A 24,676-nucleotide genomic window follows, 5' to 3' on the forward strand; every position below is an offset into this window, starting at 1 on the left:
TGTGTCCATTCCTAGACGTTCGAGCTTCCATGACCTTTCGCCTTTTTGACGCGCCCTTGCGCGAACCGAGCCAGTTCGTCGGCTTCGCCGGAAACACGATTGATCGGCAATCCGAGAACCGCGCCGACGATTCCGTCGAAAAGGCGTTGGCCGATCCCTCGGCACGTTTTTTGCCGATGCATGGCGGACGGCTGTATCTGAAATTGCACGATGGCAGCTTCGACCCTTGGTTCGATCTGGCTGAGAGCCAGAAGCTGCAGCCATCACTCGCACAAGGCGTGCTGCTTGGCTTTGCCGAGAGCGGCCCGGTCCTTGCCGTGCCGGTCGGCCTCGATCCCGAACAGCTGCCGGAGACCATGAAGGCGATCGATTATCGCTCGGTCTATATGCAGGGGCTGATCGACGAGGCGGCAGCGGGCGCGCTGGCGCAAGGCGCCGCCCTGCTTGCCTGGCATGCCACCCATCGCTTCTGCAGCAAATGCGGCCATGAATCGCAAATGCGGGCCGGCGGCTACAAGCGCCATTGCCCAAATTGCGGCACCGAGCACTTTCCACGCACCGATCCGGTGGCGATTATGCTGACGGCGACGCGGGAAAAATGCCTGCTCGGCCGCGGCCGGCATTTCGGGCCCGGCATGTACTCGGCGCTTGCCGGCTTCATCGAGCCGGGCGAGACGATCGAGGCGGCGGTGCGCCGCGAAACGCTGGAGGAAGCCGGCATCCGGCTCGGCCGCGTCGTCTACCATGCCAGCCAACCCTGGCCGTTCCCCTATTCGCTGATGATCGGCTGTTTCGGCGATCCGCTCAATGACGACATCCAGGCCGATCTCAACGAGTTGGAAGATTGCCGCTGGTTTTTTCGCGACGAGGTGCGTTCCATGCTGGAGAGGACGCACAAGGACAATCTGGTCACGCCGCCGAAAGGCGCGATCGCGCATCATCTGATCCGCGCCTGGGTCGACAGCGAATAAGACTTGTTATTTTACGCAATTCCGGACGGAAAACCGCTTCACACTTTTCCTGGAATTGCTTAACGGGAGCAAAAAATGATCCGTCACACCGTGGTTTTCACCCTGAAGCACCCGCAGTACTCGCTGGAGGAAAAGCGGTTCCTCTCCGATGCCAGGCGCATTCTCAGCGCAATCAAGGGCGTCACCCATTTCGAGCCGCTGCGGCAAGTCAGCCCGAAGAACGACTATCACTTCGGCTTCTCGATGGAGTTCGTCGATCAGGCCGCCTACACCAGATATAACGAGCATCCCGACCACGTTGCCTTCGTGCGCGACCGCTGGATCCCGGAAGTCGAAACCTTCATGGAAATCGACTATGTGCCGCTGACCCTGCTGGTTTAGGGGAACCTTAGTCCGCGACCTTCCACTGCTCGCGCGACTCGCTGGCGGGATAGACACCCAGAATGCGCACTTCGCGCGAGAAGAAGCGCAGTTCGTCCAGCGCCAGCTTGACCAGCGGATCGTCGGGATGGCCCTCGATATCGGCGTAGAACAGCGTCGCGGTGAAGGCGCCCAACTGGTAGCTCTCCAGCTTCGTCATGTTGACGCCGTTGGTGGCGAAACCGCCCATTGCCTTGTAGAGCGCAGCCGGCACGTTGCGGACACGGAACATGAAGGTCGTCATCATCTTGGTGTCGGCCGAGGGCCGTTCGGCCAACCGCTTGTCCTTGGTCAGGACGACGAAGCGGGTGACATTCGAGTCCGTGTCCTCGACATTCTTCTCGATGATGTCGAGGCCATAGAGTTCTGCGGCGAGCGCAGGCGCCAGCGAGGCCATGGTGCGGTCCTTGAGTTCGGAGACCAGCTTCGCCGAACCCGCCGTGTCGCCGGCAATCACCGGCTTCCAGCCATTCTTGCGGATGTATTTGCGGCACTGTCCCAGCGCATGGATATGGCTGTGCACGGTCTTGATCTCTTCGCGTTTGACGCCGGGCAGCACCATCAGTTGGAAATGGATCGGCAGGAAATATTCGCCGACGATGTGGAGTTTCGATTCCGGCAAGAGATGATGGATGTCGGCGACGCGGCCGGCGATGGTGTTTTCGATCGGGATCATGGCGAGGTCGGCCTTGTTGGTCTCGACCGCGTTGAAGGCATCCTCGAAGGTGGGGCACGGCAACGGCTCCATCGAAGGGAACATGTTGCGGCTGGCGGTGTCGGAATTGGCGCCCGGTTCGCCCTGGAAGGATATTCTGTTGGTCTTGTCAGGCATGCCGATATCTCAGGTTGAAGGTCTCAGGAAAGAATTTGTCGGGCGCGTTCGAGGTCTTCCGGCGTGTCGACGCCCAGCGGCAGCGATTGCACGATCTCGGCATCGATGCGCATACCGGCCTCCACCGCCCGCAACTGCTCCAGCCGCTCGCGCCGTTCGAGCGGCGAAGGTTTTAGCGCGACGAAGCGTTCGAGGGCTGAGCGCCGATAGGCGTAGAGGCCGACATGGTGATAGAGCGGCCCCTCGCCCCAGGGCGCGGTGGCGCGGGTGAAATAGAGCGCCTTCAGCCGCGTCGCCGACAACGGCGAACCGACGATCTTGACGACGTTGGGGTTGGCCTTTTCCTCGTCGCGGACGATCTCGACGCCGAGCGTGGCGATGTCGACCGCAGCGTCCTCGAACGGTTTCAGCGCCGCACCGATGATCTTGGGATCGATGGTCGGCAGGTCGCCCTGCACATTGACGATGGTTTCGACCTTGCGATCGGGGTCGAGGGCGGTCAGCGCCTCGAAGATACGGTCGGAACCGGATTCGTGGTCGGTGCGCGTCATCACCGCCTCGAAACCGTGCGCGCGCACCGCTTCGGCCACGTTGCGCGTGTCGGTTGCCACCACCACCCGGCCAAGCCCAGCCTCAGCGGCGCGGCGGGCGACATGGACGATCATCGGCGCGCCGGCTATGTCGGCCAGCGGCTTGCCCGGCAGGCGCGTCGAGGCCATGCGGGCCGGGATCAGGATGAGCGTGGACATCGAGGTTGCAAGGCGTTCGAAAGAGGATGGGGAAAGTGGCAAAAGGTCTCACTGGAAGCGCCCTTATAGGTGTTGCAACGCCCAAGCAAAAGACCTAGTTTCCGCCCGATTTGACCGGCTCGACGGGGTGGGTCACGATACCGACGGACGGAGTGGACGGAGAGGTCCGCCGGAAAAGGGAGCCCTGGGGCGTATGGATTCCAACGAAGTCAACAAACTGCTCGCCGGGTTGCTTGGAACCTGTTTCGTCGTCTTCTCGGTCGGTTTGGTGTCCGACGCCCTGTTTGCCTCGCCGGCGCCGGAAAAACCCGGCTTTGCCATCGAGGCGACGGAGCCTGCCGAAGGCGGCGCCGCCGGACCCGCAGCAGAGGCGAAGCCGATCGCCGACCTTTTGGCCACCGCCAATGTCGAGCAAGGTGCGGCCGTCTTTAAGAAATGCCAGGCCTGCCATTCCGGCGAAAAAGGCGGCCCCAACAAGGTCGGCCCGGATCTCTGGGACATCGTCGACCGCCCCGTCGCCGAGCATGAGGGCTTTGCCTATTCGGCCGGCATGAAAGAGTTTTCCAAGGGCGGCGCCGAGAAGTGGACCTATGACAATCTCAACCACTTCATCACCTCGCCGAAGAAATTCGTGAAGGGCACGGCGATGGGCTTTGCCGGCCTGCCGAAGGACGAGGACCGCGCCAACGTCATTGCCTATCTGCGCACGCTGTCGGATAGCCCGAAGGCGCTGCCGACGCCAGGTGCCGCCGCCGATGCAACGGCGCCGGCCAAGCCGGCCGAGGGTGCCGCTCCGGCCAAGCCGGCTGAAGGTGCAGCTCCCGCCCCTGCGACGCCGGCACCGGCGCCCGCCAAATAACCGAATTGTCATCTCCATGACCTCAAAAAAGCCGGGTTCAGCCCGGCTTTTTGTTAGGAAAATCGCATATGCGGCGACAAAGCCGCCGCATGGCGGTTTTCACCGGCGTCAAATCATTTAGGATTGCCGGGCATCGCGACGAGGAGAACGCATGACGGTTGGCCGAACGCTTCTGAGGTCCTTTCTGGTTGTGGGCGCCCTCGCAGGCGGCCTGCAGGCATCCTTCCCCCAGGAATGGCACACCACCTCTTCGCTGATCGGCCCCTCCAAATATGGCGAGAACTTCCAGCGCTACGATTATGTGAATCCGGATGCACCGAAGGGCGGTACCTACAATTCGGTCGTTTCCGGCACGTTCGACAGCTTCAATCCCTATATCGTTCAGGGATCGCCGGCGGCCGGCCTGCAGCCATTTGGCGGCGGCCTGCTCTACGACACGCTGATGGACCAGGCGACTGACGAAGGCAGCGTCAGCCACCCGCTCGTCGCCGATGCCTACAAGTACCCGACCGACTATTCCTCGGCCACCTACCGGCTCGACCCGCGGGCGAAATGGCATGACGGACAGCCGATCACAGTCGACGACGTGATCTGGTCGTTCCAGGTGCTGAAGGCCAACAGCCCGATGTACAGCCGCTATTTCGAAAACGTCACCGACGCCGTCGCTGTCTCGGACCGTGAGGTCGAGTTCCACTTCGACCAGAAGGGCAATCGCGAACTGCCCAAGATCCTCGGCGACCTTGTCGTGCTGCCCAAGCATTGGTGGGAAGGCACCGACGCCAATGGCAAGAAGCGCGACATCACCAAGGGGACGCTGGAGCCGCCGCTGGGCTCGGCTGCATACAAGATCGCCAGCTTCAAGGCGGGGTCGGAAATCGTCTGGCAGCGCGTCCCCGACTATTGGGGCGCCAAGCTGGCTGTGAAGATCGGTCGGGAGAATTTCGACACGCAGCACTTTACCTACATTCTTGACGACAACGCCTCCTGGGAGGCGTTCAAGAAAGGTGGCCTCGACGATATCAAGCCGGAAAACAGCTCGAAGCGCTGGGCGACATTTTATGATTTCGCGGCGATCAAGGCCGGCGATGTGATCAAGCAGGAGTTCAAGACCACCTCGCCCGAGCCGATGCAGGCTTTCATGCTCAACCAGAGACATAGGTTGTTTGCCGATCGTCTGGTCAGGGCCGCGCTCACCTACCCGTTCGATTTCGAATCGATGAACCGCACGCTGTTCTTCGGTTTCAACACTCGCACCCACAGCTATTTCCAGGGCACGGACCTAGCCTCTAGCGGCTTGCCGCAAGGCAAGGAATTGGAGATCCTGGAGAAGTACCGCGACAAGCTGCCGCCGGAAGTATTCACCCAGGAATTCAAGTTGCCGGTCTACGATTCGCCGCAGGCGGAGCGCAAATATCTGAAGCAGGCGGTCGACCTGTTCGCCCAGGCCGGCTGGGTGATCAAGGGCGGCAAGATGGTCAACGCCAAGACCGGCGAGCCATTCAAGTTTGAAATCCTAGGCTCGAATGAAACCGACCAGGTCATTTCCAGCCCCTGGATCGCCAATCTGCGCAAGATCGGCGTCGATGCGACACTGCGCATCGTCGACCCGAGCCAGTACACCAACCGCGTCAGAAATTTCGATTACGACGTCATCACAGGACAGCTCCAACAGTCGGAATCGCCCGGCAACGAGCAGCGCGATTTTTGGAGCTCCAAGTCCGCCGACACACCGGCATCGCGCAATTATTCCGGCATCAAGAACCCGGTCGTTGACGCCCTTGTCGACCGCATCATTTTTGCCACGGATCGCGATGACCTCGTCGCCACCACCCATGCGCTCGATCGCGTGCTGCTGTGGAATTACTATGTGGTGCCGCAATACTATCGCGCCGTTGTGTGGCTGGCTTACTGGAACAAGTTCGGCATCCCGGAAAAGCAGCCCGGCTACCGTGGCGCCGATATCGATTCCTGGTGGATCGATGCGGACAAGGAAAAGGCCCTGGCCGCCAAGTACAAGGGCAGCAATTGATGGCGGGGCTCCCTCGCCGCGATTTCCTGGCCCTCAGTGGCGCCGCGGCTGTTGCTGCGCTGCTGCCGGGCAAGGCTTTCGCCGCCAGCCCAACCGGCGTGAAACTGCATGGACTGTCGGCTTTCGGCGACCTCAAATACAAGCCGGACTTCACTCATTTCGACTATGTCAATGTCGATGCGCCGCAAGGTGGCGTCTTCAACTTCCTGCCGCGCAACTGGCTTGCCAACCAGACGCCGCTGACCTTCAACACGCTGAATTCGTTCGTCCCCAAAGGCGATTCGCCCCAGCGCACGGAGATGTGCTTCGATTCACTGATGGTGAGAGCGTACGACGAACCTGACGCCGTTTACGGGCTGATCGCTGACGGCGTGACGATTTCCGACGACCGCAACGACTTCACCTTCTCGCTGCGCCCGCAGGCCCGCTTCCATGACAGCACGCCATTGACCGCAGAGGATGCCGCCTTCACCTTCAAGCTGCTCAAGGACAAGGGGCACCCGTACTATTCCCTGCCGCTAACGCATCTGGATGACGGGATCGCCGTGGATGCCCACACGCTGCAGCTTAGGTTTTCCGGCAAGCAGACAAGCCGCACCATCCTCAACGTCGTCGAGTTCCCGGTCCTGTCGAAGGCGTTCTACACGACCAACCCGTTCGATTCCTCGCAGATGAACCCGCCGTTGGGGTCAGCCGCCTACAAGGTCGGTCGCTGGTCGGCAGGGGCCTGGATCGAATATGAGCGTGTGGCTGATTATTGGGGCAACGACCTGCCGGTCAATCGCGGCCAGAACAATTTTCAGCGGATTCGCGTTGAGTTCTATCAGGACCGTAGCGTTGCCTTCGAAGCGTTCAAGAAGGGAGAAATCCTCTACAGGGAGGAATTCACCTCGCGCGTCTGGGCGACCGGCTACGACTTCCCAGCCTTCACTGCCGGCAAGGTGGTGAAGCACGAATTCCCGGCCGAAACGGTGCCTTCGATGCAGGGCACCGCCGTCAACCAGCGGCGCGAGCAGTTTCGCGACTCGCGCGTGCGGCAGGCGATCGGGCTGTGCTTCGACTTCGAATGGACGCGGCGCAATTTCTTCTACGGTTCCTATGAGCGCTCGCAATCCTGCTTCGAGAAATCCGAATTTCGCGCCGAGGGCAGACCGTCGCCACAAGAATTGGCTCTTCTTGAGCCGCTGCGTGAGCAGATTCCCGCCGAGGCTTTTGGCGAAGCCGTGATCCAGGACGCGTCGAACGGCTCCGGCCGCGACCGGCAGTTGCTTGGCAAGGCGGCCAAGCTTCTGGCCGAGGCCGGCTGGAAACGGTCCGGCAATTTCGTCGTGAACGACAAGGGTGGTCGGTTGTCCGCAGAGTTTCTTGTCGACGACGAAGTCTTCGAACAGGTCTACTCGCCCTGGGTCGAAAACATGAAGGCGGTCGGCATCGATGCCTCGATCCGGCTGGTGGATGCCGCGCAATATCAGCTGCGGCAGAATTCGTTCGACTACGACCTCGTCTCGGTCGCGGCCTCGTTTCCGGCGACGCCAACCCGTGATGACCTCGAAACCATTTTCCATTCGCGAGCAGCTACCGTATCGGGCTCTCGCAATCTGCCGGGAACGTCGAGCCCGGCCATCGACGCCCTGGTTGACGCCGCAGGTGCCGCCGAGGGTCGCGAAAGCCTGACAATTGCCATGCGCGCGCTCGACCGGGTCTTGCGTGCACGGAGGGATTGGATTCCAAGTTGGTTCCTGGCGAATCATCGAAGCGCCTATTGGGACATGTTCGGTTTTCCCGAGCGGAAACCCGATTTCGACTTCCCGGTCGAAGCGCTGTGGTGGGTCGACAAGGGCAAGGCGGCAAAAATTGGCAAAAGGTAGGCTGTTGCGCGGCACTTTACCCTCCCCCTCGTGGGGAGGGTCGGTGAGCACTTCGTGCGCAGCGCGAATGGCGAACCGGGGTGGCGGTGTGACGGCGTACGCCGGATCGAGACTACCCCCACCCCGCTCCGCTTCGCGGATCGACCCTCCCCACAAGGGGGAGGGTGAAAGCTGATGGGCGCCTACATACTGCGCCGTATCCTGCTGATGATACCGACCCTGTTCGGCATCATGGCGGTTGCTTTCGTCGTCACTCAATTCGCACCGGGTGGACCGGTCGAGCAGGTCATCGCCAGCCTGACCAACCAGGGCGGCAGCGACCGCCTCGGCAGCGGCGGCGGCGATGCAGGAGGCGGCGGCAATTTCGATGTGGCCGGTGACGTCGGCTCGAAGTATCGCGGCGCGCAAGGGCTCGATCCGGAATTCATCAAGAAGCTGGAAAAGCAATTCGGCTTCGACAAACCACCGCTCGAACGCTTCGGCATGATGCTGTGGAACTATGCCCGCTTCGATTTCGGCGACAGCTATTTCCGTGACATCTCGGTTCTTGACCTGATCCTGGAGAAGATGCCGGTGTCGATCTCGCTTGGGCTGTGGATCACGCTGTTGTCCTATCTGATCTCGATCCCCCTTGGCATCCGCAAGGCGGTCAAGGACGGCTCCGCCTTCGACGTCTGGACCAGCGGCGTGATCATCGTCGGCTATGCCATACCGGCCTTCCTGTTCGGCATATTGCTGATGGTGCTGTTCGCGGGCGGCTCCTTCTGGGACTGGTTCCCACTGCGCGGCATCGTCTCCGACAATTGGGACCAATTGTCGTGGCCCGACAAGATCGTCGATTATTTCTGGCACATGACCTTGCCGCTGACGGCGCTGGTGCTGTCGGCCTTCGCGACGACGACGCTGCTGACCAAGAACTCCTTCCTGGAAGAGATACGCAAACAGTATGTGGTGACGGCCCGTGCCAAGGGCCTGTCGGAGCGGCGGGTGCTTTACGGACATGTGTTCCGCAACGCAATGCTGATCGTCATTGCCGGCTTTCCAGCGGCCTTCATCTCGGCCTTCTTCACCGGCTCGCTTTTGATCGAGAACATCTTTTCCCTCGACGGTCTCGGGCTGCTCGGTTTCAGGTCCGTGTTGGCGCGCGACTATCCGGTCGTGTTCGCCAACCTCTATATATTTTCGCTGCTTGGCCTGTTCGTGACGCTGTTGTCCGACCTGATCTACACATGGGTCGATCCGCGCATCGATTTCGAGCGGAGAGACGTCTGATGACGCAGGCTGCAGCCGAGATCACACCGACAAGGATCGCCCGCCCCTGGCTGTCGCCGCTTAACAAGCGGCGCTGGCAGAACTTCAAGGCCAACCGGCGCGGCTACTGGTCGTTGTGGATATTCCTCGCTCTGTTCGTGCTGTCGCTGTTTGCCGAACTGATCGCCAACGACAGGCCGATCGTCGCCTACTACAAAGGCGAGATCCTGTTCCCGGTGGCGGTCGCCTACCCCGAGGAAAAATTCGGCGGCTTCTACGCCGTCACCGACTATCGCGACCCGGTCATCCGCGACGAGATCAACGCCAATGGCTGGATGATCTGGCCGCCAATCCGCTATTCCTACCGCACCGTCAACAATGCGATCCCCGACGCCGCTCCCGCAAAACCGTCATGGGAATACGACGCGCAGAGGCGATGCAGCCAATATCCGCAAGGCGCTGCCGATCCTGACTGCATTGTCGGCAACTGGAACTGGCTGGGTACCGATGACCAGGCGCGCGACGTGCTGGCGCGCATCATCTACGGGTTTAGGATTTCCGTGCTGTTCGGGTTGATCCTGACTGCGGGTTCGTCGGTTATCGGCGTCGCCGCCGGCGCGCTGCAAGGGTATTTCGGCGGCTGGACCGACCTTCTCTTTCAACGCTTCATAGAAATCTGGTCGGCGATACCGCTGCTGTATCTGCTGCTGATCGTCGCCGCCATCCTGCCGCCGGGCTTCTTCATCCTGCTCGGGCTGATGCTGCTCTTCTCCTGGACGTCGCTTGTCAGCGTGGTGCGCGCCGAATTCCTGCGCGCACGCAACTTCGAATATGTCAACGCGGCCCGCGCGCTTGGTGTGTCCAACCGCACCATCATGCTGCGCCATCTTCTGCCTAATGCCATGGTGGCGACGCTGACCTTCATGCCTTTCCTGGTCAGCGCCTCGATCTCGACACTGACCTCGCTCGACTATCTCGGCTTCGGCCTGCCGCCCGGCACCGCGTCGCTCGGCGAACTGCTAAAACAGGCGCAGAGTAACCTCAATGCCCCCTGGCTCGGTATATCGGGCTTCATCGTCATCTCGCTGATGCTGTCGCTGTTGGTGTTCATCGGTGAAGCAACGCGCGATGCTTTCGACCCGCGCAAGGCGTTCCGATGAGCAGCGAACTCCTGCTCTCCGTCCGCGATCTCAGCGTTGCCTTCACCCAAGGCGGCAACGAGTCGACCGCCGTCGACCACATCTCCTTCGATCTCGCCAAGGGCGAGACGGTGGCGCTTGTGGGCGAATCCGGTTCCGGCAAATCGGTCTCGGCGCTGTCGGTGCTGAAGCTTCTGCCCTACCCGACGGCCAGCCATCCCTCGGGCAAGATCCTGTTCCAGGGCGCCGACCTTTTGGCGATGAACGAAAAGCAGTTGCGCAGCGTGCGCGGCAACAAGATCACCATGATCTTCCAGGAGCCGATGACCTCGCTCAATCCGCTGCACACGATCGAGCAGCAGATCGTCGAGATCCTGGCGCTGCATCAGGGCATGGGCGACCGCCAGGCCAAGGCGCGCACGCTGGCGCTGCTCAACGAGGTCGGCATTCGCGAACCGGAAAAGCGGCTCGACGCCTATCCGCACCAGCTGTCCGGCGGCCAACGCCAGCGCGTCATGATCGCCATGGCGCTGGCCAACGAGCCTGAACTGCTGATCGCCGACGAGCCGACGACGGCGCTCGACGTCACTGTCCAGGCGCAGATCCTCGAATTGCTGGCGGGGCTGAAGAGCCGCAAGGGCATGTCAATGCTGTTCATCACCCATGATCTCGGCATTGTCAGAAAGATCGCCGACCGCGTCTGCGTGATGACCAAGGGCAAGATCGTCGAGACCGGACCGACGAAGGACATCTTCGCCAACCCGCAGCACGCTTATACCAAGCACCTGCTCGCCGCCGAGCCGAAAGGCAAGCCGCCGGCCGCCAACGACGCCGCCAAGCCGGTTATGACCGGCAAGGACATCAAGGTTTGGTTCCCGATCAAAAAGGGTTTCTTTCGCACCACCGTCGACAATGTGAAGGCGGTGGACGGCATCGACGTCACCGTGCGCGCCGGCCAGACCCTCGGCGTCGTCGGCGAATCCGGCTCCGGCAAGACGACGCTCGGCCTGGCGCTGGCGCGGATGATCTCATCGACCGGCACCATCCAGTTCAACGGCAGCGACATCGACCAACTTTCCTTCAACGCCATGCGGCCGCTGCGCCGCGAGTTGCAGATCGTTTTCCAGGACCCGTTCGGCTCGCTCAGCCCGCGCATGTCGGTCTCGGAGATCATCGAGGAAGGCTTGAAGATCCATGAGCCGAAGCTGTCGCCCGACCAACGCGACGACAAGGTCGTCGCCGTGCTGAAGGAGGTCGGGCTCGATCCGGCGACCAGGAACCGCTATCCGCATGAATTCTCCGGCGGCCAGCGCCAGCGCGTCGCCATTGCGCGCGCCATGGTGCTCAATCCGCGCTTCGTCATGCTGGACGAACCGACCTCGGCGCTCGACATGAGCGTGCAGGCGCAAGTGGTCGACCTCTTGCGCAATCTGCAGGCCAGGCACGACCTTGCCTATCTGTTCATCAGCCACGATCTGAAAGTCATTCGCGCCCTTGCCAATGACGTCATCGTCATGCGCAATGGCAAGATCGTCGAAGCCGGCCCTTCCGAACAGATTTTCGAGCGCCCGCAGACCGACTATACGAAGGCGCTGATCTCGGCCGCGTTCAAGATCGAGACGGCGCCAGTCGGTATCGTTAGCGAATAACAGGGAATACAATCCGCAAATGGAAAAAGGCAAAATCCTGCTTGCCGTCACCGGCTTTCATCCGCAGCGCTGGCGCGAGCTGCTGTCGGCCGAGCGCGAAGTGGTGCTGGAGCCGGACGGCGCCTCTGACCCGTCGATCACCTATGCGGTGGTGTGGAAGCAGAAGCCGAACCTCTTGAAATCGCTGCCGAATCTACGCGCAATCTTCTCGATCGGGGCCGGCGTCGACCATATCTTCGCCGATCCCGGCCTGCCCGATGTGCCGATCGTCAAAGTGGTCGCTGACAACCTGACGCAGTACATGACCGAATATGTCGTCTGGCGCGTGCTCGACCATCACCGCCAGGGCATGCTCTATCGTGCGCAGCAGCCGAAGAAGACCTGGCACGAACCGCCGCAGCGGCCGGCCGGTGACATCTCGGTCGGCATTATGGGGCTCGGCAATCTCGGCCGCGCGGCGGCATCGGTGCTGTTGTCGCTCGGCTTTGCCGTCAATGGCTGGTCGCGCAGCGACAAGGCCATGAAAGGCGTTGCGACCTATGCCGGAGAGGCCGGGCTGATCCCCTTCCTCAACGCCACCGACATACTGGTGGTGCTGCTGCCGCTGACGCCGGACACGCACGGCATCATCAATTACGGCGTGCTGAAGGAATTGCGCAAGCGCAACGGCCTCGGCGGCTCGGTGCTGATCAATGCCGGGCGCGGCCGGCTGCAGAAGGACGCCGACATCTTGCGCGCGCTGGGCGACGGCACGCTGAAGGAGGCGAGCCTCGACGTGTTCGAGGTCGAGCCGCTGCCGAAGACCAGTCCGCTATGGAGTCACCCGAAAGTGTTCGTGACGCCGCACGCGGCGGCGACCTCCGACCCTGTCCACCTGGCGCCGAGCATGTTGCGGCAGATGGATGCCTTCGAGCGCGGCGAAAAGCTTGATAACGTGGTCGACCGCAAGGCGGGGTACTGAGGAAGTCCAGGTTCAGCTCGGCAGACTGAACTTCTTCTGCTTGTTGGGCGTGCCGCAGTCGCGGCGGACGATCGAGCGGTTCATGGCATCGATCTGGCCGCTTGCCAAGTCGGTGTCGCGCTTGCTTTTGGAGCGCATATCCGGCGTGAACGGGCCGAAGCCCATCGCCGGATTGGAGAAGCTCGGCTTGGCGTCCGTCGACAGATGGTATTGCTGCGCCAGTTCGTTGCGCTGCGCCAGCAACTGGTCGCAAGGCACATTGTCATACTGCAGCGACGATTGTACGTCCTGGTCCTGCCGCTCCGACATCGAGCTGCTGCAGCCGGCCATCGCCAGGCAGGACGCCAAGACCATCATGTTCCAGCGCATGTGTTCCTCCTCAATGCCTGCCGAGGGCTTTTCTCGGCTTGTATCCTACCTGATGCCGCGCCAGCCGCAAAAATCCTATTCACGTTTTCGAACAGACGAGACATCAACCCTTGGACGAGGGCACCGCCAGCGCGGCAAGCCCGCCGACCGGCTGGCGGCGATCCCAGCGGATGACGGTCGGCTGCATCGACAGCACCGACAGGCCGTTTGCGGCAAGCACCCGCTCGACATAGGCTTGAGAATGGGCGTAGCGACGAGACGGCTGCAGCGCAAAACCGGCGTCGCCGCCCGCCCCGCCCTTGGCTGGCGTTTCGACGGAAAAGGCAAACAGGCCATTGGTGGCCAGAATGCCGGCGACGGTCTTCACCACGCGATCGAGCGCGCCGACATAGATGAACACGTCGGCCGCCGCCACCAGATCGGCTTTCGGCCCGGCATAGGCGAAATGCTGCAGATCGGCCTTGGCGAGCAGGTCGTAGACGCCCTTGGCGCGGGCCTTTTTCAGCATGGCGGCGGAGATATCGTAGCCCTCCAGCCGTTCGGCGACCGGCCGCAGTTTCTCGCCCATCAGGCCGGTGCCGCAACCGAGATCGAGCGCCAGCGAAAAGCGGCCCGGTCTTGCCGCGCGAATGGCGCGATCGAGAAACTCCGGCAGCCGGTAGCCGAGCTTGTCGACCAGCGAGTCCTCGAAAGTCTCGGCATAGTGGTCGAACAGCGTCTCGACGAAGGCGCTGGGTGGCGCTGCGGCAGCCGGCGCCTTGCCGATCAGCTGCAGCTTCAGCGCAGCACCCAGGCGATCCACCGGGTCCAGTTTCAGCGCCGTCGCCCAGGCTTGAGCCGCCACGTCGAGCCGCTCGGCCGTCTCCTGCATCTCGCCAAGACGGAACCAGCCCGCCGCCCATTGGGGCGCCAGTTCCAGCGCGCCGAGCAGCAGCTCCGCCGCTGCCGCGTGCTCGCCCGAGCCGAAAAGCATCTCGGCATAGTCGGCGCGACGGTCGGCGGTCAGGTCGCCGGACGAGATTTTCAGCGGTTGCATGGCGATGGCCCCGCCGGCTATGCGGCCGGTGGCTGGCTGTAGGCCGAGTCAGCAGTCTCTTGCAACAGGCTTCCCGCGCTGGAATTAGCCACTATCTTGAGTGGATGCGCGCCAGCGAACTGCTTCATCCCCGGCCTGAAGGCCTTTATTGCCCATCCGGCGATTTCTTCATCGACCCGGTGCGGCCAGTCGACCGGGCGTTAATCACGCATGGCCATTCCGACCATGCCCGCTCCGGCCATCGTTCGGTGCTGGCGACGCAGCAGACGCTCGACATTATGGGGTTGCGTTATGGCGAGGATTTTGCCGGGACAACGCAAGCGGCCGTGCTTGGCGAAGCGATGGCGCTGAACGATGTCAGCGTCACCTTCCATCCGGCCGGCCATGTGCTGGGCTCGGCGCAGATCGCGGTCGAGCACAAGGGCAGGCGCATCGTCGCCTCCGGCGACTACAAGCGCCAGAAGGACGCGACCTGCGCACCGTTCGAACCGGTCCAATGCGATGTGTTCATCACCGAGGCGACCTTCGGCCTGCCGGTGTTTCACCATCCGCCCGACACGGAGGAGATCGCCCGCCTGCTCAAATCGGCGGCGCAGTTTTCCGAGCGATCGCATCTGGTCGGCGCCTATGCGCTGGGCAAGGCACAGCGGGTGATGCGGCTGCTGCGCGATGCCGGTTATGACAAGCCGATCTATATCCACGGCGCGCTGGCCAAGCTCAGCGAATATTACCAGAACCAGGGCATCGACCTCGGCATTCTGGAGCCGGCAACCGTCGACAGCGGCGGCAAGCAGGATTTCACCGGGGCCATCGTTGTCGGCCCGCCATCGGCCTTCGCCGACCGCTGGGCGCGGCGCTTTCCCGACCCGATCTCGTGCTTCGCCTCGGGCTGGATGCGCATCCGCCAGCGCGCCAAGCAAGGCGGCGTCGAACTGCCGCTGATCATTTCCGACCATGCCGACTGGGATGAACTGACCGCCACCGTCAAGGAGACGGGCGCCGGCGAAATCTGGGTGACGCATGGCCGCGAGGAAGCGCTGGTGCGCTGGTGCGAGCTGGAAGGCATCGCCGCCAGGCCACTGCACCTGGTGGGATATGAGGACGAGGGCGATTGATGGTGATTTTTGATCCAGAAATCGCCGGCGCGGCGATCCTTCCCACCCCCCTCTGGCCTGCCGGCCATCTCCCCCGCAAGGGGGGAGATCAGATGTCACCTCCGCTTTCGCCAATCGCCAACCTCGCAAGATGGGCGGCAAGATCAAGGCTGCCAATCTCCCCCCTTGCAGGGGAGATGTCCAGCAGGACAGAGGGGGGTGCGCCAGAACGCAAACCTCTGCCGTCAACGCGGTCCTTGCATCCATGAACCGCTTTGCCGAACTCCTCGACCGCTTGGTGCTGACGCCGTCGCGCAATGGCAAGCTGACGCTGCTCGTCGATTATTTCCGTAGCGTCGAGGACCCCGACCGCGGGCTGGCGCTGGCGGCTATCACCGGCGACCTCAACATTGCGGCGGTCAAGCCGGCGATGCTGCGCACGCTGGTCACCGAGCGCATGGATCCGGTGCTGTTCGGCTATTCCTACGACTATGTCGGCGACCTCGCTGAAACCGTGTCGCTGGTCTGGCCGCAAACGCCGGGACATATCCCCAACCGGGAGCCGACGCTTGGCGACGTCGTGGCGAAGCTGCAGGCGGCGAGCCGCTCGGACGGACCCAAGGTGCTGGCCGGGCTGCTCGACAGCGCCGGCATTTCAGCGCGCTTTGCCATCATCAAGCTGGTCACCGGCGGCTTGCGCATCGGCGTTTCGGCGCGGCTGGCCAAACAGGCGCTGGCCGATTTCGGCAAGGTCGATGTCGCCGAGATCGAGGAGCTGTGGCACGGGCTGACGCCGCCCTATATCTCGCTGTTCGCGTGGCTGGAAGGCAAGGCCGAGAAGCCGAAGCGGACCGCACTTGCCCTGTTCAGTCCGGTGATGCTGTCGAACCCGGTCGGCGACGGCGACCTCGAAAAGCTCGATCCGGCCGACTATGCCGCGGAATGGAAATGGGACGGCATCCGCGTTCAGGCGGTGTGCGAGGGCGGCGTGCGCCGGCTCTATTCGCGCACCGGCGACGATGTGTCCGGCGCATTCCCCGATCTCGCCCAGGCAATGGATTTTTCCGCCGCGCTCGATGGTGAATTGCTGGTCGGCGAGCCGGTGGCGACCGGCACCTTTTCGGACCTGCAACAGCGGCTCAATCGCAAGAGCGTGGCCCCGAAGATACAGCAGCAATACCCGGCGTTCATGCGCTGCTACGATGCGCTGCAGATCAACGGCGAAGATTTGCGCGCGCTACCTTTCCGCGAGCGGCGGGCCCGTCTTGAGGCCTTCATCACAACGCTGGACCCGCACCGTTTCGATCTGTCGCCATTCGTCGAATTCCCGGATTGGCAAACGCTGGAGGAACTGCGCCGCGCGCCGCCGCACCCGATCATCGAAGGCGTGATGCTGAAGCGCTGGGATTCGCCCTATCTCGCGGGACGGCCGAAAGGCCCGTGGTTCAAGTGGAAGCGCGATCCGCACACGGTCGATGCTGTGCTGATGTATGCGCAGCGCGGCCATGGCAAGCGGTCAAGCTTTTATTCCGACTATACGTTCGGCGTCTGGTCGGGGCCGGAAGGCGCAGAGGAACTGGTGCCGGTCGGCAAGGCCTATTTCGGCTTCACCGACGAGGAGCTGAAGCAGATCGACAAATTTGTCCGCGACAACACGGTCGAGCGTTTCGGCCCGGTGCGCTCGGTGCGCGCCGACCGCAGCCAAGGCCTGGTGCTGGAGGTGGCGTTCGAAGGTCTCAACCGTTCGACTCGCCACAAATCCGGCGTTGCGATGCGATTTCCGCGCATCTCACGGCTGCGCTGGGACAAGCCGACCGCCGAAGCCGACCGCATCGAGACGCTGCAGGCGCTGCTGGATCGCTAGGCAGCGCTCACGGTTCGATCGAGACGCGGATCTCGTAGATGTCGACCGCCTTGCCCTGCTTGTCGAAGTCGGAGTTGATGGCGATGCTGCCGGCGGCGCCCGGGGGCTTGTCGGGGAATTTCACGTCGAACAGATATTCGTTACGCTGCTGGCCGACCGCATAGCGCTTGCGGCCGCAATCGCCGAGATCGCCGAAATTGCAGTCGACGGAGATCTGCGTGTTCTTGCCGTCCTCGGCGCGGGCGACGATGTCGAACACGGCATGTTTGCCGGCAAGCTTCTCCAGCACGCCCTGCCCGACATCGAAGCTGATGGCCGAGCCGGAAGCACCGGAGCGGATGCGCAGGAAGGAGCCGGTGTCGTCCTGCACGACATCGGCCTTGGCGTCGGACGGGGTCGCCACATGCGTTGGATCGGTGGGTGTAAACACGTTGATCCAGTCGCGCGTCTGTTCGGCGACACCAGGCTGCTGCGGCGCGCCAGGCTGCTGCGGCTCAGTTGTACCGGCAGGCGGCGTGAAGTCGTCATCGTCGACGGTCGGCGGCGCTTCGGGCGGCGCCGTGTCGAGCTGCGCCGGCGTCTTGAACACCCCGGTCTGCACGGCGAAATAGAGGCCGATGCCGGCGGCGGCGAGCAACGTCACGCCAAAGAAGATCGCCGTCAGCGGCAGGCGGCGGCCCCTTATCCGCCTTTCATCGCGGTCAGGCGCCACTTCCGCCGCGGCCTCGGCCGGCGCGGAATCGGCCATATCGATCGCCGGGGCGCCGGGCAGCGTGGCGTCAGGCATGATGTCGGGGACGACCGGCAGCACGCGCGAACGCGGCGCGTCGGATGCCTCGGGCTGAACCGGTCCATCAACGACGATCGCCGGCGACGGTCCGGCCGCGACACCTGTCGGGGCATCGACCGCGGGCGCTTCGGCGGCGCCCTGTACGGCGTCTTGCGGCTGCGCAACGCGTTGCGTCAGCGCGGTATCTTGTGTCTGCGCAGCGCTCTGCGTCTGCGCAGCGCTCTGCGTCGGCGCAGCGCTCTGCGTCTGCGCGGCGACATCGGGGACCGCGGGCAGGAATTCGGATTCGATCTCGGCGATCTTTTCCTGCACCGCCTTACGGCGCTTGATGGCGGCTTCCACCGTCACGCCGGGATTGGCCTGGAGCACGCGGTCGAGCGCCGCGAAAGCCGACCGATAGACCCGCTCGCGAAATGCCCGGTCCTCGGCGTTGCCTTTCTCGAAGGCGTTGCGGATCGCTTTTTCGATCGCGTCCAAGCGAATTCCCCTGTCCGTTCGCTTACATTGCCATGATCGTTAGCCGCAGGCGACCAATCAATCAACGGGCGAGCGCCCGCATTCTGCCTTACAGGCCTGTTCAACGCCCATTTCGATGCCTTTTAGCAATAAAATCAGTCCGTTTGCCGCCTTGCCGGGCGATTTGCGCGCAGTCCGGCGCGACGTCTCCGCGTAATCGAAAAAGCAAACGAGGCGATGGCTTATTCCGCGCCAATGGAAAATGACGGAACGAATTGCCGGATCCAGCCTTGAAATCACGGTTGCCCATCTTGAATTAGCGGCCGGTTGAGTCTATCACCCAGCCGATCCTGGAGGCTTCGCGCTTCCTGGGCCGCTTTAGCTCAGTTGGTAGAGCACATCATTCGTAATGATGGGGTCAGGTGTTCGAGTCACCTAAGCGGCACCAGTTCTCCATCCGACGCAAGCGTGACGGCAGGTGCAAGGCTAATGCACGTCACTCCCTACGCCAACACCGGCACTTCCCGTCTGCCTCGTCGACATGCGCCATATGGCCGCCGCCACAGGATTGCGTCGTCAGACGCTTGACCATCGACTATGCTGCATCGCGCAAGATCGACAACCTAGAGAACCCGACACTACAAGCATAATTTATAAGATACAAAACCACTACCTTAGAATAATCTTCGTCAATTTTGACCTATATCAGACACTCCGGATTATAGTTGTGTAATTAAACCGGGTCTTTTCTGACATGGTACCACTTCTCGTACAGCATTGCGGACGTGAAAAACCCTCAGTGACGCAACGCACTCGCAAATCATACCCATTTTTAGCACTAACTCACACAAATATTACAGCTCGATAGATATTTTGTGTTGCACTGCACCATTGCCCGGTTGCACCATTTCTTGGGGGATTTGGTACTGGGAAGTGCGCCGTGGAGGATTCCGCCAAGTTGATCAGCTTGAATTTTTCGCTGGCCAGCACCGATTTCGAGGCTGCCCCGCGCAAAAGGCGCGGGTTTGATGTTGTCGGCGCACTCTCGACGCTGGCAGGCCTCGACCTGAGGCCCGGAATGCAGGGCCGCTGGCTTCATCGGAGATTTCAGACCGGCGGAAATGGCTGATGGCGGTCGCGCGTGACAATCAGTTGGACGCTCTGCGCGCCATCGCTGTCACGATGGTTCTCTATTCCCATTTCCTTGCACCCAACGGGTCCTCCTTTTGGGGCCACATCGGGGTGCGGCTTTTTTTTGTGCTGAGCGGCTTCCTGATCACACGACTGCTGCTCGAAGCGCGCGCCGCGGCCGAATTCAAAGCCGGCCCTGCATTGAGTTCCTTCTACATCAGGCGCGCGCTGCGCATATTCCCGCCCTATTTCGCCGTGCTTGGGTTCGTCTGGCTGACCGATCTGGAGCAGTCCAGTGGATCGCTCGTCTGGCATGCGCTTTACCTGTCGAATTTTTGGTACGCGCTGCGCAACGAATGGACGCCCTGGCTACTCTGCCATTTCTGGAGCCTGAGCATCGAGGAGCAGTTCTATATCGCCTGGCCGCTGGTCGTGCTTCTCGCACCCCGCCGGCGGGTGGAAGCGATCACTATCGGCGTCATCCTGTTGTCGCTGGCCTATCGCTTCTACTGGCCGATCACCGCCACCCCGGCGCTAGCGCGCGACCTGCTGCCGCCAGCATCGATGGACGCGCTGGCGTTTGGTGCTTTGCTTGCCTGCCGGCGGACCAGAGGCGCCGGCCTGCCGCAATGGATGCGGCTAGGCTGGCCAGCCCTTGCGGCTGTCTTCCTGGCGATTGAGTGGCTTATCCCTGCGCCGGCCGATCCTATGCTGGAATGGGCCCGCTGGGCGTTACTGCAGATCCTGCCCCTAGTGCCGCTGGTGGCCGTTGTCGCCGCCTGTTCAGCCGGCCTTGGCGGCGTCCTCGGCAGGGTTTTCGAACTGCCACCGCTGCTGTCACTGGGCCGCATCAGCTACGGCGTCTATCTTTACCATCCGATCCTTCTTTCGCTCGCCGTCAAGTCACAGCCCTGGATCCCGCTCAATGTCTCGGAGCAGGGGCCAGGGCGTTTCCTGGTCGCGAGCGCCGCCACGATCGCCGTCGCTTCGATCTCGTGGACGGCTTTCGAAAAGCCGCTCAACGGCGTCAAGCGCCGCTTCCCCTATGTCGCGCGCCGCCGCTCCCAGGCACGCGCCGGCGATGCCGGCTGGCTCGGCAGAACGGCGGACGCCTATCCCAGCGGATCCCCCGATGGCCGCGCCGCGCTCGATCTCCAGCGAACGGATGCGCAGAGATGACCGCCGCGCCGCTCGTCTCCGTCCTGCTGCCTGTCTACAATGCCGGGCCTTATCTCGCCGCTGCGCTGGGGAGCATTCTGCGGCAAGACTACGATCGCCTGGAGGTCATCGCTATCGATGACGGGTCGACTGACAATTCGCTCGAGATCCTCGAACGATACCGCCGGGCCGACAATCGCGTTTCTGTCATCTCACGTGAGAACCGCGGCCTCGTCGCCACCCTCAATGAAGGCCTACGGCTGGCCCAGGGCGAGCTGGTTGCGCGAATGGATGCGGACGATGTCGCCTATCCCCGGCGCCTCTCGCGCCAGGTGGCCCTGTTCGAGCGGCGGCCCGAGCTCGGCTTCTGCGGCGCCTGCGTCGATACCTTGCTTCACGGCCGTATCGCCAAGGGCAGGCTCGACCCGGTGTTCCGGCTCGGCCGGCTCGACATATTGTCGATGTTCTTTACGATATTCATGCATCCGACGGTGGTCTACAACAGGAAGGTTATAGGGAACGACGATCTCTATTACGATCCCGAATACAGGCACGCCGAGGATTTCGATCTCTTCAGGCGGCTTGCTCGCCGTTTCCCGGCGACCCTGTCGCCCGATAACCTGCTCGTCTATCGCATCCATGCGGGAAGCGTGACCATGCGGCATGCCAAGGAAATGCGCAGGACGCATTTGCGGATCGTGGCCGAAAATCTCGAGCGTGAGGGGCTAGCGGAAGCCACCGCGGATCTGCGCGACATCGGCGAGGCCGTCTCTTTCGACACGGTTGCGCGCGCAGCCGATTTCATCCGTGCGCTGGAAGAGCGGATTTCCGCGCTGCCGGCCGGCACACGGCCAAGCTTCGCGGCCGGCGCGCTGAACCTGTTCTATTTCCTCTACCAGCTCGTCAGCGACGAAAAAGAACCGCCGCTGACGCACGAATTGCTCACGCGGACTGCGAGATGGAACTTCATCCGGCGCCGCGAAAAATATGCGCTGCGTCCGGGCGTCTGGGCGCCATGGCTCAGCCTGGCCTCGATAGAGGCCGGAAAACGGGCGGACGCGGTAGCGTACTTCTTCAAAACCACGCCGGCCGAAGCGGTGCTTGCGCGTTATCAGCGGGGACTGGTATGAACGACAGGCCCCACCCGCTCCTGCAAGATCACCCGTTTGCGAGTGCGCTTGTCCCGACAACTCCCCGATCGGAGCGGACCTCGTTCGAAGTCAGCTTCATCGTCTGCACGCGCGACCGCGCCGCTGTGCTGGAGGCCTGCATAGCCTCGATCCAGGCTGCATGCCGGGCGCACGCCGCCTTCGCGGCTGAGTTGGTGGTGGTCGACAATGGTTCACGGGACGGCACGTCAAAGCGGCTGGCCAGTATCGCCGAAACATCAGACATCCCAGTCACAGCCGTCTCGGAGCCTCGCCCCGGACTGGCCGCTGCGCGCAATGCCGGATTGGCGCGAGCGCGAGGCCGCGTGCTGGTCTTCATCGACGATGACTGCAAGCTCGATCGCGACTATCTCCTCGACCTCGAGCGGCACTACCGGAGCGGCGAGAAGTGGCTGATCCGCGGCGGCCGCGTCGAGCTCGGTGATGCCCGGGACCTGCCCTTCACCATCAAGCGCTGCGAGGTGCGCGAGCGGCTGACCCCGGCGGTCCACCCAGGCGGCTTCGTGCTCGGCTGCAACATGACCATGCACCGCGACGTCGCGGCCCGCATCGGGTCGTTCGACGAACGCTTCGGCGCTGGCGGCCCGCTGCGCTCGGCTGAGGATACGGATTATCTCGTGCGGGCAATGTTGCTCGGCATGCCGGTCGAGTATGTGCCCGACATGACGGTCCTGCATCATCACGGCCGGCGAGACCGCAAATCGATCGACAGGCTGCACCGCGACTATAGCCTCGGCAATGGTGCGCTGTGCCTGAAACATGTCCGCCACGCGCCTTGGCTGCTTCGCCATGTCTATTGGTCCACACGGGCCGCGTTCCAGGAACTGGTGGGCCGTCCTCGCTTCGACCGCGATCTCGATCTGTCGCACTGGCCTATTGTCGTCATGAATCTGGCAGGTGCCGCCAGATTTGCGCTGCTCGTCATAATGGGATGGCCAAAACGGTTGCCCCTGCGCCAGGACCAGCAAGCCAGCGAAGCCAATGCGGAGGCCAGAGCGCGATAATGTCACTTGTTCCGTCAGCCCTGCCAATGCTGCGCCGCGCGCTTGGTGGCAGGCTGTTGCGGCTCGTTCCCGTCGTGGTGGGGCTCGGGCTTGCGGGCGCCGCGCTCGAAGGCCTCGGCATCGGCCTCATCATTCCGCTGCTCGGCATCATTATGGGGCGTGGCGAAACATCAGGCATGGCCGGTTTCTCCGCCCTCCTCCAGCAGGTTGGAGCGGACCTCGGCGAGCGCGAGCGGCTGATTGCCATTTCGGCCGCGATCCTCGGTTCGATCGTGCTGAAGAATGTCTTTGCCTTCGCCAACACGCTGCTGACCAGCTTCATCTACGGCAAGGCAGGTTACTCGATCCGCGGCGCACTGTCGGATCAGTTGCTCAGGGTCGGCTACCCCTTTTTCCTGCAGCAAAGCCCCGGACGACTGCTCAACATCATCTCCAACGAATCCTGGCGAGCGTCCGACGCTATCCAGGCGCTGCTCGGCGCGATCGTCAGTGCCTCGGCCGCCGTCATCCTGCTCGCCTTCCTCCTGCTCCTGTCCTGGCAGATGACGCTGCTGGTGACGCTAGGGCTGGCGCTCGTCCAGCTGGCGCACGGGGTTTTGTCGTCCAATCTGAAGGCGCCGAGCCGCAGCGTCGTCTCGCGCAACAGCGCACTGGCGTCGCAGATGCTGCATCTGGTGCATGCCGGGCGCCTAATTCGCATCTTCGGGCAGGAGAACCGCGAAAAGGCGGTCTTCGCCAAAGCGTCCGACGGGGTGCGGCGGGCGGCTTTCGTGCTTTCAATCCGCCAGGGCGTCTTGCCGCCACTGACCGAGGTGTTGCACGCGATGCTGTTCCTGGCGGTGGTGATCGGAGCCTGGCTGGCGAATGTAAGCTTCCCGCTGACCGTCGCCTTCCTCATCCTGCTCTACCGACTGCAGCCGCATATGCGCGCCTTGCAGATGTCCTGGAGTCAGTTGCAAGGCATGAGCGGCTCGCTGGAGGAGGTACAATGGCTGCTCGATCCTTCCGACAAGCCCGAGGCGCCGCAGGGCAGCCTGCCGTTCGACGGCTTGCGCCAAGGGATCAGCTTCGATGATGTGAGCTTCGCCTATTCCGGTCCCCTGTCAGGCCCCGACGCGCGCGAGGCGGTGCTGCATAAGGCGGTGTTCGATATCCGCAGCGGCCGCTCGACGGCGCTGATCGGCCGCTCGGGCGCCGGCAAGACGACGATCGTCAATCTCCTGTGCCGCTTCGTCAAACCCGACAGCGGCAGGATCCTCGTCGATGGGGCACCGCTCGATGAAGTCGACCCAAGCCAGTGGCGGCGGAACATTGCCCTGGCCAGTCAGGAGCTGGAACTGGTCGATGGCACCATTTTTGAAAACATTATCTACGGCTACGACACGGCCTCGGCCAGCGACGCCATGCGCGCCGCAAGGCTGGCCGAGGCACATCAATTCATCGAGCACCTGCCGCAGGGTTACGCGACGCTGGTCGGATACCGGGGCATCAACCTGTCAGCCGGACAAAGGCAAAGGATCGCCCTGGCGCGGGCGCTGGTGCGCGATCCCGATATTCTCATCCTCGACGAAGCCACCAGTGCGGTGGATGGGTTGTCAGAAGCCGCTATTGTCGAGACGCTGAAGTCGCGGGCCGGCCGCCGCACCACCATTGTCATCAGTCATCATTACAGCACCATATCGTTCTGCGACGACGTGGTGATCTTGAGCCGCGGTCGGGTGAAAAAACAGGCCCCCTTCGCAACCCTGGCAATGCTCAGCATGGACGAGCTTTACCAGCACGGAGCGGGTGAGTGATGGGGCGCACCCCAACCTGCGACGCGGCTTACGCCCGGCAGCTCGCAGATCGCGATCAATCCTGCCGGCAAACCACCGCCG

22 protein-coding genes and 1 tRNA gene are annotated in these 24,676 nt (G+C 62.7%); 17 read left to right on the forward strand and 6 right to left on the reverse strand.

Annotated elements, in window-relative coordinates; all coding sequences use genetic code 11:
* Positions 1–29 precede the first annotated feature (29 nt).
* Positions 30–971, forward strand: coding sequence for an NAD(+) diphosphatase (gene nudC / locus NKL06_RS13240; RefSeq protein ID WP_023692602.1), 942 nt, complete (start codon positions 30–32; stop codon positions 969–971).
* A 75-nt stretch (positions 972–1,046) separates the two neighbouring features.
* Positions 1,047–1,352 (forward strand): Dabb family protein, encoded by a 306-nt coding sequence (locus NKL06_RS13245; RefSeq protein WP_023692603.1) that lies wholly within the window; start codon positions 1,047–1,049, stop codon positions 1,350–1,352.
* 7 nt (positions 1,353–1,359) lie between these two features.
* Here NKL06_RS13245 and NKL06_RS13250 read toward each other — a convergent pair whose 3' ends face one another.
* A complete protein-coding gene (locus NKL06_RS13250) occupies positions 1,360–2,223 on the reverse strand; it encodes a prephenate dehydratase (RefSeq protein ID WP_023692604.1) in 864 nt (287 codons plus the stop codon).
* Between the two features lie 23 nt (positions 2,224–2,246).
* Positions 2,247–2,972, reverse strand: a complete 726-nt coding sequence (locus NKL06_RS13255) for a 3-deoxy-manno-octulosonate cytidylyltransferase (RefSeq protein ID WP_023669513.1) — start codon at positions 2,970–2,972, stop codon at positions 2,247–2,249.
* Between the two features lie 193 nt (positions 2,973–3,165).
* Between NKL06_RS13255 and NKL06_RS13260 the strand changes: the two genes are divergently transcribed.
* The 7 genes from NKL06_RS13260 to NKL06_RS13290 all read left to right on the forward strand — a co-directional run bounded on the left by NKL06_RS13260 (position 3,166) and on the right by NKL06_RS13290 (position 12,728).
* Positions 3,166–3,831, forward strand: coding sequence for a c-type cytochrome (locus tag NKL06_RS13260; protein ID WP_023692605.1), 666 nt, complete (start codon positions 3,166–3,168; stop codon positions 3,829–3,831).
* Between the two features lie 151 nt (positions 3,832–3,982).
* A complete protein-coding gene (locus NKL06_RS13265) occupies positions 3,983–5,860 on the forward strand; it encodes an extracellular solute-binding protein (protein WP_023692606.1) in 1,878 nt (625 codons plus the stop codon).
* Entirely contained in the window at positions 5,860–7,728 is a 1,869-nt protein-coding gene (locus tag NKL06_RS13270) for an extracellular solute-binding protein (RefSeq protein WP_023692607.1), read from the forward strand. Before NKL06_RS13265 ends, NKL06_RS13270 begins: the two co-directional genes overlap by 1 nt.
* 174 nt (positions 7,729–7,902) lie before the next feature.
* The gene (locus NKL06_RS13275; RefSeq protein WP_023669509.1) at positions 7,903–9,000 is read left to right on the forward strand and encodes a microcin C ABC transporter permease YejB; all 1,098 of its coding nucleotides are present in this window, start codon (positions 7,903–7,905) and stop codon (positions 8,998–9,000) included.
* The gene (locus NKL06_RS13280; RefSeq protein ID WP_023682037.1) at positions 9,000–10,139 is read left to right on the forward strand and encodes an ABC transporter permease; all 1,140 of its coding nucleotides are present in this window, start codon (positions 9,000–9,002) and stop codon (positions 10,137–10,139) included. The genes NKL06_RS13275 and NKL06_RS13280 overlap by 1 nt, the downstream gene beginning before the upstream one ends.
* On the forward strand, positions 10,136–11,767 hold the full coding sequence (locus tag NKL06_RS13285) for an ABC transporter ATP-binding protein (protein ID WP_023692608.1): 1,632 nt from the start codon (positions 10,136–10,138) through the stop codon (positions 11,765–11,767). The genes NKL06_RS13280 and NKL06_RS13285 overlap by 4 nt, the downstream gene beginning before the upstream one ends.
* 19 nt (positions 11,768–11,786) lie before the next feature.
* On the forward strand, positions 11,787–12,728 hold the full coding sequence (locus tag NKL06_RS13290) for a 2-hydroxyacid dehydrogenase (protein ID WP_023682039.1): 942 nt from the start codon (positions 11,787–11,789) through the stop codon (positions 12,726–12,728).
* A 12-nt stretch (positions 12,729–12,740) separates the two neighbouring features.
* On the opposite strand, the gene NKL06_RS13295 is transcribed toward NKL06_RS13290, so the two are convergent.
* Both NKL06_RS13295 and NKL06_RS13300 read right to left on the reverse strand, forming a co-directional pair.
* Entirely contained in the window at positions 12,741–13,097 is a 357-nt protein-coding gene (locus NKL06_RS13295; RefSeq protein ID WP_023692609.1) for a hypothetical protein, read from the reverse strand.
* A 103-nt stretch (positions 13,098–13,200) separates the two neighbouring features.
* Complete coding sequence (locus NKL06_RS13300) at positions 13,201–14,133, reverse strand: class I SAM-dependent DNA methyltransferase (RefSeq protein ID WP_023692610.1); 933 nt, start codon at positions 14,131–14,133, stop codon at positions 13,201–13,203.
* Positions 14,134–14,237: 104 nt separating this feature from the next.
* Here NKL06_RS13300 and NKL06_RS13305 point away from each other — a divergent pair, with 104 nt between their 5' ends.
* Positions 14,238–15,248: a ligase-associated DNA damage response exonuclease gene (locus tag NKL06_RS13305; RefSeq protein WP_023692611.1), complete on the forward strand. Its 1,011-nt coding sequence runs from the start codon at positions 14,238–14,240 to the stop codon at positions 15,246–15,248.
* Positions 15,249–15,492: 244 nt separating this feature from the next.
* Positions 15,493–17,091: a cisplatin damage response ATP-dependent DNA ligase gene (locus tag NKL06_RS13310; protein ID WP_023692612.1), complete on the forward strand. Its 1,599-nt coding sequence runs from the start codon at positions 15,493–15,495 to the stop codon at positions 17,089–17,091.
* A 7-nt stretch (positions 17,092–17,098) separates the two neighbouring features.
* Here the strand turns inward: NKL06_RS13310 and NKL06_RS13315 are convergent, their stop codons facing one another.
* Together NKL06_RS13315 and NKL06_RS13320 are read right to left on the reverse strand one after the other, a co-directional pair.
* Positions 17,099–18,358, reverse strand: coding sequence for a hypothetical protein (locus NKL06_RS13315; RefSeq protein ID WP_023692613.1), 1,260 nt, complete (start codon positions 18,356–18,358; stop codon positions 17,099–17,101).
* A gap of 57 nt (positions 18,359–18,415) precedes the next feature.
* Complete coding sequence (locus NKL06_RS13320; RefSeq protein ID WP_155927300.1) at positions 18,416–18,637, reverse strand: hypothetical protein; 222 nt, start codon at positions 18,635–18,637, stop codon at positions 18,416–18,418.
* A gap of 72 nt (positions 18,638–18,709) precedes the next feature.
* On the opposite strand from NKL06_RS13320, the gene NKL06_RS13325 reads away from it, so the two are divergent.
* The 6 genes from NKL06_RS13325 to NKL06_RS13350 all read left to right on the forward strand — a co-directional run bounded on the left by NKL06_RS13325 (position 18,710) and on the right by NKL06_RS13350 (position 24,595).
* Positions 18,710–18,785, forward strand: a tRNA-Thr gene (locus NKL06_RS13325).
* Between the two features lie 492 nt (positions 18,786–19,277).
* Positions 19,278–19,466, forward strand: a complete 189-nt coding sequence (locus tag NKL06_RS13330; protein ID WP_023669500.1) for a hypothetical protein — start codon at positions 19,278–19,280, stop codon at positions 19,464–19,466.
* Positions 19,466–20,647, forward strand: coding sequence for an acyltransferase family protein (locus NKL06_RS13335; RefSeq protein WP_023692614.1), 1,182 nt, complete (start codon positions 19,466–19,468; stop codon positions 20,645–20,647). Before NKL06_RS13330 ends, NKL06_RS13335 begins: the two co-directional genes overlap by 1 nt.
* A complete protein-coding gene (locus NKL06_RS13340) occupies positions 20,644–21,756 on the forward strand; it encodes a glycosyltransferase family 2 protein (protein ID WP_023692615.1) in 1,113 nt (370 codons plus the stop codon). Before NKL06_RS13335 ends, NKL06_RS13340 begins: the two co-directional genes overlap by 4 nt.
* Positions 21,753–22,799: a glycosyltransferase family 2 protein gene (locus tag NKL06_RS13345; protein ID WP_023692616.1), complete on the forward strand. Its 1,047-nt coding sequence runs from the start codon at positions 21,753–21,755 to the stop codon at positions 22,797–22,799. The genes NKL06_RS13340 and NKL06_RS13345 overlap by 4 nt, the downstream gene beginning before the upstream one ends.
* Positions 22,799–24,595: an ABC transporter ATP-binding protein gene (locus tag NKL06_RS13350; RefSeq protein WP_031208570.1), complete on the forward strand. Its 1,797-nt coding sequence runs from the start codon at positions 22,799–22,801 to the stop codon at positions 24,593–24,595. Before NKL06_RS13345 ends, NKL06_RS13350 begins: the two co-directional genes overlap by 1 nt.
* Positions 24,596–24,676 lie beyond the last annotated feature (81 nt).

Origin of the sequence: Mesorhizobium sp. C268A, from assembly GCF_040324475.1 — a bacterium.
GTDB lineage: Bacteria > Pseudomonadota > Alphaproteobacteria > Rhizobiales > Rhizobiaceae > Mesorhizobium.

Coding starts and splice junctions, on each gene's coding strand:
- nudC (WP_023692602.1), top strand. CDS start 30: ATGACCTTTCGCCTTTTTGACGCGCCCTTGCGCGAACCGAGCCAGTTC.
- NKL06_RS13245 (WP_023692603.1), top strand. CDS start 1,047: ATGATCCGTCACACCGTGGTTTTCACCCTGAAGCACCCGCAGTACTCG.
- NKL06_RS13250 (WP_023692604.1), bottom strand. CDS start 2,223: ATGCCTGACAAGACCAACAGAATATCCTTCCAGGGCGAACCGGGCGCC.
- NKL06_RS13255 (WP_023669513.1), bottom strand. CDS start 2,972: ATGTCCACGCTCATCCTGATCCCGGCCCGCATGGCCTCGACGCGCCTG.
- NKL06_RS13260 (WP_023692605.1), top strand. CDS start 3,166: ATGGATTCCAACGAAGTCAACAAACTGCTCGCCGGGTTGCTTGGAACC.
- NKL06_RS13265 (WP_023692606.1), top strand. CDS start 3,983: ATGACGGTTGGCCGAACGCTTCTGAGGTCCTTTCTGGTTGTGGGCGCC.
- NKL06_RS13270 (WP_023692607.1), top strand. CDS start 5,860: ATGGCGGGGCTCCCTCGCCGCGATTTCCTGGCCCTCAGTGGCGCCGCG.
- NKL06_RS13275 (WP_023669509.1), top strand. CDS start 7,903: ATGGGCGCCTACATACTGCGCCGTATCCTGCTGATGATACCGACCCTG.
- NKL06_RS13280 (WP_023682037.1), top strand. CDS start 9,000: ATGACGCAGGCTGCAGCCGAGATCACACCGACAAGGATCGCCCGCCCC.
- NKL06_RS13285 (WP_023692608.1), top strand. CDS start 10,136: ATGAGCAGCGAACTCCTGCTCTCCGTCCGCGATCTCAGCGTTGCCTTC.
- NKL06_RS13290 (WP_023682039.1), top strand. CDS start 11,787: ATGGAAAAAGGCAAAATCCTGCTTGCCGTCACCGGCTTTCATCCGCAG.
- NKL06_RS13295 (WP_023692609.1), bottom strand. CDS start 13,097: ATGCGCTGGAACATGATGGTCTTGGCGTCCTGCCTGGCGATGGCCGGC.
- NKL06_RS13300 (WP_023692610.1), bottom strand. CDS start 14,133: ATGCAACCGCTGAAAATCTCGTCCGGCGACCTGACCGCCGACCGTCGC.
- NKL06_RS13305 (WP_023692611.1), top strand. CDS start 14,238: ATGCGCGCCAGCGAACTGCTTCATCCCCGGCCTGAAGGCCTTTATTGC.
- NKL06_RS13310 (WP_023692612.1), top strand. CDS start 15,493: ATGAACCGCTTTGCCGAACTCCTCGACCGCTTGGTGCTGACGCCGTCG.
- NKL06_RS13335 (WP_023692614.1), top strand. CDS start 19,466: ATGGCGGTCGCGCGTGACAATCAGTTGGACGCTCTGCGCGCCATCGCT.
- NKL06_RS13340 (WP_023692615.1), top strand. CDS start 20,644: ATGACCGCCGCGCCGCTCGTCTCCGTCCTGCTGCCTGTCTACAATGCC.
- NKL06_RS13345 (WP_023692616.1), top strand. CDS start 21,753: ATGAACGACAGGCCCCACCCGCTCCTGCAAGATCACCCGTTTGCGAGT.
- NKL06_RS13350 (WP_031208570.1), top strand. CDS start 22,799: ATGTCACTTGTTCCGTCAGCCCTGCCAATGCTGCGCCGCGCGCTTGGT.